The sequence below is a fragment of the Clostridium sp. CM74B_53 genome, assembly GCF_036318045.1.
GTDB lineage: Bacteria > Bacillota > Clostridia > Lachnospirales > Lachnospiraceae > Pilosibacter.
Map to the genome: position 1 here is coordinate 40,342 of NZ_JAWQDE010000007.1, position 15,083 is coordinate 55,424.

The window sequence follows — 15,083 nt, forward strand, 5'->3', positions numbered from 1 at the left end:
CAGTTCAGAAAATTCCTATATAAAAGGCGCTGGCTACCTCCACTCGTCCGCCCTTAGCAGTCTCACGCAGGCCTGGAGGAACCCTCCCCGCATCCCCAGCGCCCCTGCCCGGAAGCTCACCGCGTCCCTCTCGCCAATCACATCATTCCTTCATACCTTTATCCAGAAGATCCACCAGCTCCTCCATCTGGCTCTCCCCATACACCTTCAATCCATACCCGGCCAACACCGCCGCCGTCTTCCCCATTCCCTCACGCAGCTTATGCGAAAAACTCCCATCATAAACCCCATTCGATCCGCAGGACGGACTTCTATCCTTCAGGATCGCGATCTCACATCCATACTTCTTCGCTGTCTGCAATGCCGCATCCGCACCGAGAAGAAACTCTCCCGTCACATCCTCGCCCTCCGTATTGATCACCGCCTCATCCGGCATATGGATCTCGGAAGCCGCACGCGGAGTCGGAAGACCGCCCAGCTGTTCCGGACAGACCGGATGGAACTCGGCCTTTCCCTCCATCTTTTTCATAAACTCAAGCACACCCTGATTCCGATTGTTCGTCCCATCCCACTTGCAGTTCTCACCGATGAGACAGGCACTGATAAGAATATGTATCATAATTCTCCCTCTTTCATAGACCAGCTCGCGCAAACCGCAAATCCAGCTCTTTCACGCTCGCTCGATCATCTGCCAATGCAGGCCATCTGTTCGAAAAAAGCAGGACCGCCCCACAAATCAACCTGCGGAAGCGATCCTGCTTTCTCTTTCTATTTTCAGAGATCACGCTGCGTCTTCGCAATCCCCTCTTCACTTGTATCTCAATTCGTTCCGGATCAGATTACATCTGGCTCTTCTTGCTGATCATTGCTCTCTTTCTGAGAGTCGGATCGAGGATCTTCTTTCTGATACGAAGACTCGTCGGTGTGATCTCAAGAAGCTCGTCGGTATCGATGAAGTCTAAGCACTGCTCCAGGCTCATGATCTTCGGCGGAACAAGCTTTAATGCCTCGTCCGCGCTGGAGGAACGTGTATTTGTCAGCTTCTTTGTCTTGCAGACGTTGATCTCGATATCCTCTGCCTTCGGGCTCTGTCCGACGACCATACCGGAGTAAACCTTTACACCAGGTCCGATGAACAGAGTACCTCTCTCCTGAGCGTTGAACAGACCGTAAGTGATGGACTCACCAGCCTCGAATGCGATCAGGGAACCCGTCTTTCTGTAGCTTAACTCACCCTTGAACGGAGCGTATCCGTCAAAGCTTGTATTTAAGATACCGTTACCCTTTGTATCTGTCATAAACTCACCGCGGTAACCGATGAGACCTCTGGACGGGATGGAGAACTCAAGTCTTGTGTAGCCGCCGTTTGTCGGGCTCATTCCCTGAAGTTCGCCCTTTCTGCTCGTGAGCTTCTGGATGACAGCTCCGGTAAACTCATCCGGAACATCCACATAAGCAAGCTCCATCGGCTCTAACTTTCTGTTTCTCTCATCGTATTTGTAGATAACCTCTGCCTTGCTGACAGCGAACTCAAAGCCCTCACGGCGCATGTTCTCGATCAGGACGGACAGATGGAGCTCACCACGTCCGGAAACCTTGAAGCAGTCTGCGGACTCTGTCTCCTCGACACGAAGGCTGACGTCTGTGTTTAACTCACGGAACAGACGGTCGCGGAGGTGACGGGAAGTGATGAACTTACCTTCCTGACCTGCGAGCGGGCTGTCGTTTACCATGAAGTTCATGGAGATCGTCGGCTCGGAGATCTTCTGGAACGGGATCGCCTCCGGCTTCTCCGGGGAGCAGAGGGTATCACCGATGTGGATATCCGGGATACCAGAGATCGCAACGATCTCACCGATCGTCGCACTCTGTACTTCAACTCTCTTTAAGCCATCGAATACATAGAGCTTACCGATCTTTACTTTCTTCATCTTGTCCGGATCATGATGGTTTACGATCACGCAGTCCTGATTTAACTTTAAGGAACCGCTGTCGATCTTACCGATACCGATACGGCCAACGAACTCGTTGTAGTCGATCGTGCTGATCAGGACCTGGGTCTCAGCATCCGGATCACCTTCCGGCTCCGGGATATAGTCGATGATGGTCTCGAATAACGGACTCATGTCCACTTCCGGATCATCTAATTCTTTCTTTGCAAAACCTGCACGGGCGGACGCATATACGAACGGGCAGTCGAGCTGCTCATCGGATGCATCGAGGTCCATGAATAACTCCAGTGTCTCATCGATGACTGCCTCCGGTCTTGCCTCCGGGCGGTCGATCTTGTTGATGCAGACGATAACTCTTAAGTCAAGGTCAAGTGCCTTCTGGAGAACGAACTTTGTCTGCGGCATCGGTCCCTCAAATGCATCGACAACGAGAACAACACCGTCTACCATCTTAAGGACACGCTCAACCTCACCGCCGAAGTCCGCATGGCCTGGGGTGTCGATGATGTTGATCTTTACTCCTTTGTAGAATACAGCCGTATTCTTGGAGAGGATAGTGATTCCCCTCTCTCTCTCGATGTCATTGGAGTCCATGACACGCTCTTCTACTTCCTGGTTTGCGCGGAATACGCCGCTCTGCTTTAATAACTGGTCTACCAGGGTCGTTTTACCGTGGTCAACGTGGGCGATGATCGCAATGTTTCTGATATCTTCGCGTTTGATCTTCATAATCAATCCTCTTTCTTCATCTATAACTGTCCGCACACCGATCATTTTCCGACCCGTTTTGCACAGTCATCTTATCTTGTATCTGTTACATTTCCTGATTTTTGCGTTACCGACTCAAAATTATAGCATTCATGAAATCAAAATGCAATACAAAATCATCCAAAATTCGGGGTGAATTCGCCATTCTTTGTGTTTATTTCTGAGCAATTTGCGGTTAGACATCTCTTACTCTCTGGAGAGCGCCTCTGTTTCCGCCTGAGAAAACAGGCTGCTAAAAAGCCGAAGTCTGCCTATGTTCAGACTGTGTGCCTCCTACGGCATGCGAGCGCGAAAGTCTACACCGTACAGATTGCCGCCCTCTATCTTCTCTTCTGCCATTTCCGTGGGAAATCAGCCCTCAGCCTCTTATGTCCTGGTGCTGATGGCTGGTCTAGAAAAGGATCACTTCCTTATTAAGTGTGCCGTACCACACCTCGTCGCCCTTTTCGATCTTCGCGCTGCCGCTCGTTCCTTCCGTGATCTTCTTTTCCAGACCGTCGTAAGCAGCAACCGGGACGAGAACGGAGAATTCCACCTTATCTGTATACACGCTGTCGAGCACCGTCATGTTTTCCTGCCCGAGAATATACTGGATCTTTCCGACTCCCGTGTAATCGGTCACGATTTTCATCTCAAAGGCGCGCTTCTTCTCCACGATCTCGGAGGCCGCAAGTCCTTCCTTCACCGCACCCGAATAAGCCCGTACAAGTCCTCCGGTCCCGAGCAGTGTTCCGCCGAAATACCTGGTCACCACAACGCAGACATTGTGGACATCCTCGCCGAGGAGCACATCGAGCATCGGGCGTCCCGCTGTCTGGGCAGGCTCCCCGTCATCGCTGCACCTGGTCAGTTCGTGGTTCATCCCGATTGTAAACGCCTGGCAGTTGTGGCGGGCATCCCAGTATTTCTTCTTCATCTCCGCGATAAATGCCGTCGCCTCCTCCTCGGACTCCACCGGCTTTAAGTTCGCGATAAAGCGGGATTTCTTCACCTCAGTCTCCGCCGTTCCGCCTTTATACAAAATTTTTACGCTGTCAGCAGCCATATCTTATCTCCTTTTTCAAAAGTCAGCTCAGCCATTCCCTGCTTCCTGTTTTCATTTGCATATGACAGAAAATTTCCGCCGAAATGTACAAATGCAACCAATCCAACGGTGTATTTTTCTATGTTCCCTGTATATAGCTGAGTGTCGTTTCTGAATTCCACATCATGGAAAGTCGCCCATGATATTTATCTTTTTGTCATATTTTTGACGAATCCGACCACAAAATGTAATTTTTCCTTCATATTTCCCCACTTTGCGGTCAAAAATATCATAATACAAACCAAACTTTTCCACAATAACTATTTATAAATGAAAGAAACTTTGCTATAATTAGGGAATGACAAAGGAGGCATCCTGAATGAATTATGGAAAAAACGAGGTGGAAAAGACACTCTGCAAAACAAATTCCAGGGCTCAGAAGATTACCTCACATCTGGTACTTCTTCTCACAAAGATCATCCTGATCCTTGTCCTGTTTGCGGCGGTGCTTGGGATCAGCTTCGGCTACGGGATCTTCAAGGGCGTGATCGATGCGGCCCCGGAGATTGATGTGGCGAGCATCGAACCAAGCGGTTATGCCACCATGGTCTATGACAGTAAGGGAAACCTCACGGAAACGCTCGTAAAATCCGGAGCGAACCGTCTTGAGGCATCCTACGAGGAACTTCCCCAGTGCCTGATCGACGCCTTCGTTGCGATCGAGGATTCCAGGTTCTGGTCCCACAAGGGCGTTGACGTCCGTTCGATGGTCCGTGCGGCCGTCGGGATCATCACCGGCGACTCCAGTGCCGGCGGCGGAAGTACCCTGACCCAGCAGCTCATCAAAAACAATATCTTTGAAGGCGGAAATGAGGACACCTTCGGAGAAAAGCTTGAGCGAAAGATCCAGGAGCAGTATCTGGCGATCCAGTTAGAGAAGATCATGGATAAAAAGATCATCCTCAAAAACTATTTAAACACGATCAACCTTGGAAACAACACCCTGGGCGTAAAGGCGGCGGCTCTCCGCTACTTTGACAAGGACGTCTCGGAGCTCACGCTCTCAGAGGCAACGGTCATCGCCGGTATCACCCAGAACCCGTCGAGATTCAACCCGCTCTCCGAAAACGGAAGAAAGCGCAACGAGGAAAAACGCCGCGTCATCCTCCAGTACATGTACGAGCAGGGAAAGATCACGAAGGACGAACAGGAAGAGGCTCTCGCCGATGACGTTTACTCCCGCATCAAAAACGTGGATATCGTCACAAAGGAGACCCAGACTCCGTACTCCTACTTTACCGACGAGCTGATCGACCAGGTGTTAAAAGCATTGCAGGACAAAAAAGGCTACACGGAGACACAGGCCTACAATCTCCTCTTCTCCGGCGGTCTTGAGATCCACACCACCCAGGATCCTGATATCCAGTCCGTTGTGGATACGGAGATCAGCAATCCTGAAAACTATGACGTGGTCTACTACTCGATCGACTATCGGCTGTCGATCCAGCACGCAGACCAGACAACAACGAACTATTCTGATGAGACTTTAAAGACATATTTCCGCAAGGATCTCGGAGAATCTAACTTTGACGGCCTGTTCACCTCGAAAGAAAAGGCGGATGAGGCGATCGAGAAATACCGGACGGCGATGACAAAGGAAGGCGATACGATTCTCGGTGAATCCGTACACTACGTACTCCAGCCGCAGGCGTCCTTCGTCCTCATTGACCAGTCCAACGGCTATGTAAAAGCCCTGAGCGGCGGCCGCGGGCAGAAAGAAGTCAGCCGTTCCTTAAACCGTGCGACAAACACGCTCCGCCAGCCTGGATCTACTTTCAAGGTCATCACATCCTTCGCTCCGGCGATCGATACATGCGGAGCTACCCTCGGAAGTGTCTATTATGATGCTCCGTACACGATGGGAACAAAGACATTCCGGAACTGGTACAGCAGCAAAGGCTATATGGGCTACAGTACGATCCGTGACGGTATCGTCTACTCCATGAATATCGTTGCCGTGCGCTGTATGATCGAGACTGTGACACCTCAGCTCGGCGTGGAATACGCGAGAAACCTCGGGATCACCTCCCTGACGGACAGCGATTACAACGCCTCTACCGCTCTCGGCGGTATTACAAAAGGTGTTTCCAACCTGGAGCTGACGGACGCGTTCGCTGCGATCGCAAACGGCGGTATCTACACGAAGCCGGTCTTCTTCACCCAGATCCTGGACCACAGCGGAAAAGTTCTTCTGGAGAATGAGCCGGAGACAAAACGTGTTCTCAAGGATTCCACCGCATTCCTTCTCACGGATGCGATGGCACAGTCGATGGAGAGCAGCCGCATGTTCGCCTCCTCCGGAGTCAGCTTAAACTCCACCAGTGCGGTGGCTAATATCCCGGGGATGTCCAATGCCGGTAAATCCGGTACGACAACGAGCAACAACGATATCTGGTTCGTCGGATTTACCCCGTATTACACGGCGGGAATCTGGTCCGGATGTGATGATAACCAGAAGATCTCCGCGATCGGAAGCAGCACTTCCTACCACAAGAAGATCTGGAAAAAGATCATGACAACAATCCACGAAGGACTTGCAGATACCGGTTTCCCGGTTCCGTCTTCCGTCACGACCGCCCAGATCTGCCGGAAATCCGGAAAACTCGCGATCCCAGGCGTCTGCGATCATGACCCGAGAGGAAGCGCCGTCTACACGGAATATTTCGCAAAGGGGACAGTTCCCACCGAGGTCTGCGATCATCACGTCCAGCTGACCGTCTGCAGTGAATCCGGCGGTCTTGCGACCGAATACTGTCCGGAAAAGACCACGAGAACCTTCATGGTGATCCCGGAAGGTGAGTCCGGCGGAACGGATGATTCAAAGTACCGCTCACCTGGAACCTGCACGATCCACGGATCGTCTTCCGTTGTAGTCCCGAGCGATGAGACGTCTGATGAAAACAGCTCCTCTCAGGCTGAGACCACGCAGGAAACGGTTCCCGAGACCACAAAGGCAGCGCCGAAATCGCCGCTTGACCAGGTATATATCCCGAGAGGTCCCGGATACGAATAAAATCCATAGGAAATACGCCATACAGAAATTCCTGCATGGCGTATTTTTATGAGCATATATCCGGTTTCCCTGTATACAAAAAAGAGTCTGAGACGTTGCATAAAAGTAAGCTCTTTTCCATTAAGAAAAATCCCCCGGCACTTTCCATACCGGGGGATTTTTCTTAATTTACGCGAAGCGTGTTTTCATTTACATCATGGCATTTTCTGTAAATTCTGACTGTGATCCGCTCGCTTTATTCTGCTTTTCTCTTCTTCATCTCTTCGATCATCACCGGAAGAACCTTTGTGACATCTCCGACAATTCCGACATCGGCCACATCAAAGATGGATGCGTCCTCATCTTTATTGATCGCTACGATATATCCGGAACCGATCATACCGGATACGTGCTGGGTCGCACCGGAGATTCCGCATGCGATGTAGAGCTTCGGAGCGACGATCTTGCCGGACTGTCCGACCTGGTGGGCTCTGGATACCCAGCCCTCCTCGATCGCCGGTCTTGTAGCGCCTACAACGCCTCCAAGTACCTCTGCAAGCTGTTCCACAAGAGCAAAATTATCCTTGCTTCCCATTCCTCTTCCGCCGGATACGATGACCTGGGCTTCCTCGAGGTTGACGCTCTCAGCGATCTCCTTTACAGTCTCAACGACCTTTGTGCGGACATCCTCTGCTGTCACATCCTCATCTGCAACCTCTCCGCTCCTGCTCTCATCCAGATTCTTTGCGAAGGATCCGGAACGGACAGTCGCGATATGCGGAAGGTTCTCTCCCATCTTCATGTCGTTTAATACATTTCCGTTGTAGGAAAGTGTTGTGTAAACACCGTCTGCAGTGATCCCTGTCACATCCGTCGCACAGCCGGACTCAAACGCTGCCGCAACTGCCGGAGCGATCATCTTTCCTTCCGGTGTTCCTGCCATGTAGAGAGCCTTCGGCTGATATTTTTCCACAAGCTTTGTAAGGATCTCTGCTTTCTCTGCTGCCTGAAGCTCATTGCTTCCTGCTGTGAGGACTTTTGCCGCTCCTGCTGCGATCACAGGCTTTGTATCGGTATCTTTCCCGAATACGACTGCGAGGACTTCCTCTCCTGCTGCTTTCGCAAGCTCTGCTGCCTTGCTGACTGTCTCGAGTGCAGCTCCGATCGCAGCGCCGTCTGCGCTCTGGACGCAGACCATGATATTCTTTCCATCTGTATATTTCATTTTTTCATTTCCTTCCACGACTAGATTGCTGCAGTTCATGAACATTTCTGCCATGAACTGCATTCAGACCGGCAAATCAGGCAGTCTTAGAGCGCCTTTGCCTCATCCATCATGGCAAGTGCCTGGTGCACTGCCTCCTCCGGATCTTCCACCTTGATCTTTGTTCCTGCAGCTCTCTTTGCCGGCTCATAGACCTTGAGGACCGTTACCTGAGCCTCTGCCTTTTCTGCCGCTGCGAGCTCCTCGATCGGTTTCTTTCTCGCTGCCATCTTGCTCTTGATCGTCGGATAGCGCGGGTCATACTCCGGCTTATTGACGGTCACAACGCACGGAAGAACGGACTCGATCATGCGGTAACCTTCCTCAGTCTCCTGTTTTGCTGTCACTTTGCCCTCGCCGGCTGTGATATCAACGATGTCAGCAGTTACCGGAACGTCAAGCTCCTTTGCGAGGATCGTTCCAACCTGTCCGGATGCAAAGTCTGTAGTCTCCTTGCCGCAGAATACGATGTCAAATTTCTTTCCTGTCTTCTCCTCGATCTCTGCTTTTGCGGCCTGGAGTTCTTTTGCGATGACCTCCGGATCCGCATTCTGATATGCGTCATCTGCTGCCAGATATGCATAGTCAGCGCCGACTGCCAGACAGTTCTTTAAAGAGTTCTTAACGCTCTCATCACCGATAGAAAGAACTGTGACCTCTCCTCCTGCTGCCTCTTTTAAGCGGACTGCCATCTCCAGTGCATATGTATCAAATGCGTTTACGACCGGTGTCACACCGTCGAGCGCCGGTGCGCCTGTCTTCGGATCCAGAGCGATCTCTACGGAATCGTCCGGAACCTGTTTTACACAAACTAAAATTTCCATGTTATCCTCCAAACTTATTCGCAGCTGTTCAGTCCCCTCACAGGTATTACGGTCAGCGCAGCAAGTGCGCAGACCTGCTGAACAGTTCCCTTATTTCATTATTTATTTCCCGATCACATTATTTGCAACAACGATCCTCTGTACCTCGTTGGTGCCCTCAAAGATCTGGAAGATCTTCGCATCTCTTAAGAGCTTCTCGACCGGGTATTCTCTGCTGTAGCCGTAACCGCCGAACATCTGGATCGCCTCGGAAGCAACTTCCATCGCAATGTCGGATGCGTAGCATTTCGCGATCGCGGATTCCTTGCTGTACGGAAGTCCCATATCCATCTTTGTCAGGGCATGTGCGACCATCTGACGGGCAGTCTCGGTCTTGATCTCCATATCGGCTACCTTAAACTGTAATGCCTGGTTCTTGATGATCGGTTTGCCGAACTGGATCCTCTCTTTGCCGTATGCGACAGCCTCATTGATGCCTCTCTGTGCAATACCGGTCGCCACGCAGCCCATCCATGCACGCGCCTGGTCGAGCGTCTTCATTGCGATGCCAAAGCCCTTTCCTTCCTCACCGATGAGGTTCGCTGCCGGGATCCTGCAGTCTTCCAGAACAACATCGCAGGTGTTGGAAGTACGGATTCCCATCTTGTTCTCCTCATGGCCGGTGGAGAGACCCGGAGTCCCTGCATCGATCAGGAACATGGAGATTCCCTTTACGCCTTTGGACTTATCTGTCATCGCCGTTACACAGTAGAAGGAAGCGACGCCGCCGTTTGTGATGAAGCACTTTCTTCCGTTTAATACATACTCATCGCCGTCTTTGACTGCGGTCGTCTTGCCTGCACTGGCATCGGAACCTGCACCCGGCTCTGTTAAGCAGAATGCACCGAAACCGCCGTCGAGAACGAGGTCGCAGACATGCTGTTTCTGCTCTTCATTTCCTGCGATCAGAACCGGCTTCATTCCAAGGCCGCTCGCAGAGATCGTGGTCGCAAATCCGGCATCTGCGATCGCCATCTGCTCGATGAGTGCTGCTACATCCACACGGGAAAGTCCCGGTCCGCCGTACTCTTCCGGAACCTCGAGAGCCTGATATCCCTGCTCGATCGCTTTCTCATAAATTGCCTTCGGCCATTCGCCGGAAACATCGTATTCTTTGCACTGTTCAACAACTTCTTTGTCACAGAAATTTTTTACATCCTGCAGGAGATCCTGCGCTTCTTCAGAAATTAAATATGCCATAATCGATTTCCTTTCGTGTCTCTTTTTGTTTGACCGGTGCGTGGGAGCACACCGGCCGGCAGTTATTTGACAAATATGGTGTACGGCGGCTGCCAAATGGGGAGGAAAGCGGCTGCCGCCGGGGGGAATCATAAACGGATCGTTATGCCTCTTCCTTCGGGTCATAACAGATCTTGCCCGGATTTAAGATCATCTTCGGGTCGAAGGTCTCCTTGATACCGCGCATCAGGCGCATGTTGACCGGACCGGCAAACTCTGCGAGGTAGCCTTTCTTTCCGAAGCCGATCCCGTGCTCACCGGAGATCAGGCCGCCGAGTTCTGCTGCCTTCTTGTAGATGTCTGCCATAAACTCGGAAACTTCTTTCTTGAAGGTCTCCTCATCCAGATCGTTCGCGCAGGTGTAGATATGTAAGTTGCCGTCTCCTGCATGTCCGAAGCTCTTGACTGCGAAATCATATTTCTCGGAAACACCTTTGACATATGTCAGATATTTTGCGATCTGGTTGACCGGAACAACAACGTCGCACTCGTCGAGGAGTTTTGTCTCCGCCTCGATCGCCTCGAGGAAGGAGCTTCTCGCTGCCCATGCATCTTTCTTCTTTGCAGGTGTGTCCGCAACGAGAACATCGACTGCTCCCGCGTCAAGAACAATTTCAGCAACCTGCTCGGTGAGCTCTTCCAGCTGGTCCATGCTGTCACCATCGAATGTCACAAGAAGGTAAGCACCGATGTCAACACCTTCGGCCTGCTTCGGGAATACGCTCTTTCCGAGATAACGCTCGGAAGCGAGGACGATCTCTTTCTCCATGAACTCCACTGCCTGCGGCTGGAAATGATTCATGAAGAACTTCGGAACGGTCGCGATACAGTCTTCCAGGTTCTCATACGGGATGATCAGGCTGATCGTCTCCTTCGGAGCCGGGATGAGTTTTAAGGTGAGCTCGGTGATGATGCCGAGTGTTCCCTCAGAACCGATCATCAGGTTCAGCAGGCTGTAGCCGGTACTTGTCTTGGAGACCGTCGCGCCCATTTTTACGATCTCACCTGTCGGAAGGACAACCGTCATCGCGCGCACGTAATCTCTTGTGCATCCATATTTTACTGCGCGCATGCCGCCTGCATTTGTGGAAACATTGCCACCGAGTGTTGCGAATTTTTCACCCGGATCCGGCGGATATAAGAGTCCCTGTTTCTGTGCGTCTTCCGCGAGGTCGTTTAACAGAACGCCCGGCTCTACGCGGACAACAAAGTTTTCAAGGTCATATCCGAGGATCTTGTTCATCTTGGTCATGTCGATCATGACGCCGCCATCAACAGCAACCGCCGCTCCGGTAAGACCGGTTCCTGCTCCTCTCGGGATCACCGGGATGGAGTTCTCATAACAGACTTTCACGATCGCTGCAATGTCCTCTGTGGTTGTCGCCTCGATCACAACCTCCGGGATTCCCTTTCCGTAGATCGGCATCTCATCATGAAAATAGTCGCTGTTGATCTCCTCACCTGCGTATACTTTTCCCGGAACGATCGCTTTGAACTGTTCCAGGATCTCAGGCGTCACCTGATTGTACTTCTTTGCTTCCATGTTTGTTTCTCCTCTTCTCATATCCTAAATTTTCAGTCATTCCGTATTGCTGTCTTTCTATTTTTTCGTGTTTCTCACGATCACGGATACCCCGTCCGGGATCACGGTGATCCCCGCATCCGTTTTGCCAAGGTACGCATCCGCCATCCGGATCGCTTCCTCCACACTTTCCGCGTAATCCATCTGCATATCCCGCACCATGGATTCCGGTGCACCGGTCACCATGATCACCTTGTGTTTTAAAAGGATCCTGCACAGGATCTGTGCTTCCCACTGATCCGGGATCGTCTTCTCCATCGGTGTGTCGAGAAACTGCTTCATAATCGCATTTTTGTCTCTTCCGCCTGCAAAGGTGTCATAGAGAGACTGACCGCCGTGACCCTGTCCGCACTCTGCGACCATGATGATCACTCCGCCCGGATTGCAGGTGGCCTCCGCAGCCGTCATTCCCTTTACCGACTGGTAAATGTTCTGGTCGAGCGGGTAACCTCCGTTTGTGGAGATCACGATGTCTGCCGGGATCGCGTCAACTCCGGAAAGTTTATCGACGAAGCGGCATCCTTCTCTGTGTGCCTGATCGAAGTTCCCGGCATACGCCCGGATGACTTTCTTGTTCTCATCGAGGACCACATTGACGATGAAGGCAAGCTTCAGGGTCTTTGCCGCAAATACCATATCTTTGTGGATCGGATTTCCATCAAGGATTCCCGTTCTTGCATTCGGACTGTCGATAAATTTGGAGCAGTGGTTTGCCATGACCGTCTCCGCACTGGAAACTCCCGGAAGAATGCTCTTTCGCCCTCCGGAAAATCCGGCAAAGAAATGCGGTTCGATAAAGCCCTCCGAGATCAGAAGATCCGCCTCCGCAGCGATCCGGTTGACCTTTAAGATCCCGCCGGACGGGAGAACTCCCATCTCCTTCATCTCCTCTTTGTTGTGGCTTTTATGTACCACAAAGCGGATATCGTCGCGGTCCAGGTATTCCTCACCGAACTTATCTGCCAGCTCCTCTCTCGTGGTCTCCCTGTGGAAACCTGTCGCGATCAGAACTGTTAATTTCGCATTCGGATTGCCTTCCTTGATCTCCTTTAACATTTCCGGAAAAATCACTTTGCTCGGGACCGGTCTCGTGTGGTCACTTGCGATCAGGACGATGTTGTCTTTTCCCTTCGCAAGTTCTCTCAGACGAGGTGATCCGATCGGGTGCTCCATCGCATCCCTCACGATCTCGCGCTCCTGTTTCTCTGCATGGTATCCATGCGCTCCGGAAACCAGGATCCCCCGCAGCCGCTCGTCCGGAATACAGACCGTCTTGTTCTCTCTTCCGTACGGAAGTGTGATGTTTGCCATATTCCCCTCCAGTCTGACATGAAATGTCGTTTCCTGTCTTTCCTGTCCTTTTCCTGCTATCTTTTTGATCGTATCGATCATCGTTTTTTATTGGTAGTACCAATCATATTGCTTTTAAAACAATGTGAACATTTGTTTTTACTATGCGCACATTGTTGTTTCTTCGCTTCTTATTGGTAGAACCAATTAGTCTTAAAAAATAACTGCTCTCATAAGCAGTGTATTTTTTCTGATACAAGGATAGCGCTGTCTTGTATTTTTGTCAAGACATTTTGTTTTTCTTTGCATGAATTTCGCACAGATTGTCTGATTTTTGTCAATCTCAGGAAGTCTGCTCCTCTTTTCTTTCTCCGTGCTCTGCAGGCCGGATCTCTTTCCAGTTCCTCTGAATCGTTTACGATTCCTGATTCCGGTTCTCTCCTGCTCCTTACATATACTGATAAATATAATGGAAATGGAGTTTCAGTCCCTCTCGTGCCTTCTCGATATTTCCTTCCGCAAAACCTTCCGCCAGCGTCCGGTGCGCACGGCTCAAAAACTGTTCGCTGTGCATTCCTTCGATAATCTTTCCGCGCATCTTCGGGATATACTCATCCATGATCTTATTGAGTGCTTTATAGTTCGCGATCATGCAGAGATTCCCGCCCGCCTCGATCAGAAGATAGTGGATCGCCTTGTCCCAGCGGACACGCTCCTCCTCCGTCTCAGCATTCTCCAGTTTTTCCAGATATGTCATCATTTTTTCGCGCTGCTCCGCGGTTGCCTGGCGGACCCCGCTCTCAAGCGCTCCCCATTCCAGGGTGGACCGGAATTCCGTGATCTTATCCACATCGATCTTTTTTAAGATGAACATGAATGAGAGCATCTCCGCGAGGATCTCATCAAAATTTCCGGAGACATAATTCCCGGCTCCCTGCTGGCTCTCCAGGACTCCCATGTTCTCCAGGATCCGGAGTCCTTCTCTTGCAGAGTTGCGGCTGATCTCCAGTTTCTGGGCGAGCTCCCGCTCCGGAAGAAGTTTTTCTCCCGCCTGGATCTCTCCGCTTCCGATCCCTTTCTTTACATATTCAATGACTTTTTCATAGGATTTCTCCATCGTTTCTGATCCTTTCCACCAAATCATTTCCTGTCCGGAACCGTCATGCCTTTCACGCTCCGCATTCCGAATCGGCAAAATCCGCGACCCCATTGGTATCATACGGAATTTTCAGTTCAGAAAATTCCTACCCGCTAAAAGTAACGGAATTTTTCCTCTTCAGGATAGAAAAAAGGAATGTGCCATGGCACATTCGTATGTCCTTCGCAGCCGCCGGCAGCTCCTTTCGGATACATGATAATTGAAAGCTGCAGCCGGTATCATGTACCGGCTGTAGTCTTTCACGCCTTTCCGTTATTACGCTTCCATTGCCTTTTTGATCGCATCAAATAATTCGTCATATGTCTCATATGCCGCAAGCTCCGGGTGATCCTTTTTTATCTGCTCCGTGCTGCGGAATAAGAATCCCGCCTTGCTCGCCTCGATCATTCCGAGGTCATTGTAGCTGTCGCCGCTCGCGATCGTCTCAAATCCGATCGACTGGAGCGCCTTTACCGTCGTATACTTCGACTTCTCGATCCGCATTTTAAACCCTGTGATCGTTCCGTCCGGGGCAACCTCCAGAGAGTTGCAGAAGATCGTCGGCCAGCCGAGTTTTTTCATCAGCGGCTTTGCAAACTGCGTGAAGGTGTCACTGATGATGATAACCTGTCCCATCTCACGAAGCTTGTCCAAAAACTCTTTCGCGCCCGGGAGCGGGTCGATCTTTGCGATCGTCTCCTGGATCTCCTTCAGACCAAGACCGTGTTCCTTTAAAATTCCAAGTCTCCAGTTCATCAATTTATCATAATCCGGCTCATCTCTCGTCGTTTTCTTAAGCTCTGGGATCCTGCTCTCCTCCGCGAATGCGATCCAGATCTCCGGCACGAGAACTCCTTCCAGGTCAAGACACACGATATCCATAATCAGTTCCTCCTCATTGATCGTACTTC

General features: G+C 51.1%; 12 protein-coding genes. 1 reads left to right on the top strand and 11 read right to left on the bottom strand.

What is annotated here, in order from left to right; all coding sequences use genetic code 11:
- Positions 1-142 precede the first annotated feature (142 nt).
- The 4 genes from V2546_RS07815 to V2546_RS07830 all read right to left on the bottom strand — a co-directional run bounded on the left by V2546_RS07815 (position 143) and on the right by V2546_RS07830 (position 3,926).
- A complete protein-coding gene (locus V2546_RS07815; protein WP_329752001.1) occupies positions 143-619 on the bottom strand; it encodes a 2-thiouracil desulfurase family protein in 477 nt (158 codons plus the stop codon).
- Between the two features lie 220 nt (positions 620-839).
- The gene (typA, locus tag V2546_RS07820; protein WP_118531696.1) at positions 840-2,681 is read right to left on the bottom strand and encodes a translational GTPase TypA; all 1,842 of its coding nucleotides are present in this window, start codon (positions 2,679-2,681) and stop codon (positions 840-842) included.
- 430 nt (positions 2,682-3,111) lie between these two features.
- Positions 3,112-3,765, bottom strand: coding sequence for a YigZ family protein (locus tag V2546_RS07825; RefSeq protein WP_118296801.1), 654 nt, complete (start codon positions 3,763-3,765; stop codon positions 3,112-3,114).
- Positions 3,747-3,926, bottom strand: coding sequence for a hypothetical protein (locus V2546_RS07830; protein WP_215702813.1), 180 nt, complete (start codon positions 3,924-3,926; stop codon positions 3,747-3,749). The genes V2546_RS07825 and V2546_RS07830 overlap by 19 nt, the downstream gene beginning before the upstream one ends.
- Before the next feature lie 197 nt (positions 3,927-4,123).
- Between V2546_RS07830 and V2546_RS07835 the strand changes: the two genes are divergently transcribed.
- The gene (locus V2546_RS07835; RefSeq protein ID WP_118531700.1) at positions 4,124-6,817 is read left to right on the top strand and encodes a transglycosylase domain-containing protein; all 2,694 of its coding nucleotides are present in this window, start codon (positions 4,124-4,126) and stop codon (positions 6,815-6,817) included.
- Between the two features lie 235 nt (positions 6,818-7,052).
- Here V2546_RS07835 and V2546_RS07840 read toward each other — a convergent pair whose 3' ends face one another.
- From V2546_RS07840 to thrH, 7 genes are all read right to left on the bottom strand, one after another.
- Positions 7,053-8,021: an electron transfer flavoprotein subunit alpha/FixB family protein gene (locus V2546_RS07840; RefSeq protein ID WP_118320939.1), complete on the bottom strand. Its 969-nt coding sequence runs from the start codon at positions 8,019-8,021 to the stop codon at positions 7,053-7,055.
- Positions 8,022-8,107: 86 nt separating this feature from the next.
- Positions 8,108-8,884, bottom strand: a complete 777-nt coding sequence (locus V2546_RS07845; protein WP_118531704.1) for an electron transfer flavoprotein subunit beta/FixA family protein — start codon at positions 8,882-8,884, stop codon at positions 8,108-8,110.
- Between the two features lie 102 nt (positions 8,885-8,986).
- Positions 8,987-10,123 carry an acyl-CoA dehydrogenase family protein gene (locus V2546_RS07850; RefSeq protein ID WP_118296809.1) on the bottom strand — a complete coding sequence of 379 codons (1,137 nt, stop codon included), beginning with the start codon at positions 10,121-10,123 and terminating at the stop codon, positions 8,987-8,989.
- A gap of 142 nt (positions 10,124-10,265) precedes the next feature.
- Positions 10,266-11,705, bottom strand: coding sequence for an FAD-binding oxidoreductase (locus tag V2546_RS07855; protein ID WP_329752002.1), 1,440 nt, complete (start codon positions 11,703-11,705; stop codon positions 10,266-10,268).
- 57 nt (positions 11,706-11,762) lie between these two features.
- Complete coding sequence (larA, locus tag V2546_RS07860; protein ID WP_329752003.1) at positions 11,763-13,055, bottom strand: nickel-dependent lactate racemase; 1,293 nt, start codon at positions 13,053-13,055, stop codon at positions 11,763-11,765.
- 427 nt (positions 13,056-13,482) lie between these two features.
- Positions 13,483-14,151 (bottom strand): GntR family transcriptional regulator, encoded by a 669-nt coding sequence (locus tag V2546_RS07865; RefSeq protein WP_329752004.1) that lies wholly within the window; start codon positions 14,149-14,151, stop codon positions 13,483-13,485.
- Positions 14,152-14,448: 297 nt separating this feature from the next.
- Positions 14,449-15,054 (bottom strand): bifunctional phosphoserine phosphatase/homoserine phosphotransferase ThrH, encoded by a 606-nt coding sequence (gene thrH / locus V2546_RS07870; RefSeq protein ID WP_329752005.1) that lies wholly within the window; start codon positions 15,052-15,054, stop codon positions 14,449-14,451.
- Between the last annotated feature and the right edge of the window lie 29 nt (positions 15,055-15,083).

Bases quoted from the DNA above. Each gene is read 5' to 3' on its own strand.
- V2546_RS07835 (WP_118531700.1), top strand. From the start codon at position 4,124: ATGAATTATGGAAAAAACGAGGTGGAAAAGACACTCTGCAAAACAAAT.
- larA (WP_329752003.1), bottom strand. From the start codon at position 13,055: ATGGCAAACATCACACTTCCGTACGGAAGAGAGAACAAGACGGTCTGT.
- V2546_RS07815 (WP_329752001.1), bottom strand. From the start codon at position 619: ATGATACATATTCTTATCAGTGCCTGTCTCATCGGTGAGAACTGCAAG.
- thrH (WP_329752005.1), bottom strand. From the start codon at position 15,054: ATGGATATCGTGTGTCTTGACCTGGAAGGAGTTCTCGTGCCGGAGATC.
- V2546_RS07865 (WP_329752004.1), bottom strand. From the start codon at position 14,151: ATGGAGAAATCCTATGAAAAAGTCATTGAATATGTAAAGAAAGGGATC.
- V2546_RS07845 (WP_118531704.1), bottom strand. From the start codon at position 8,884: ATGGAAATTTTAGTTTGTGTAAAACAGGTTCCGGACGATTCCGTAGAG.
- V2546_RS07840 (WP_118320939.1), bottom strand. From the start codon at position 8,021: ATGAAATATACAGATGGAAAGAATATCATGGTCTGCGTCCAGAGCGCA.
- V2546_RS07825 (WP_118296801.1), bottom strand. From the start codon at position 3,765: ATGGCTGCTGACAGCGTAAAAATTTTGTATAAAGGCGGAACGGCGGAG.
- V2546_RS07855 (WP_329752002.1), bottom strand. From the start codon at position 11,705: ATGGAAGCAAAGAAGTACAATCAGGTGACGCCTGAGATCCTGGAACAG.
- V2546_RS07850 (WP_118296809.1), bottom strand. From the start codon at position 10,123: ATGGCATATTTAATTTCTGAAGAAGCGCAGGATCTCCTGCAGGATGTA.
- typA (WP_118531696.1), bottom strand. From the start codon at position 2,681: ATGAAGATCAAACGCGAAGATATCAGAAACATTGCGATCATCGCCCAC.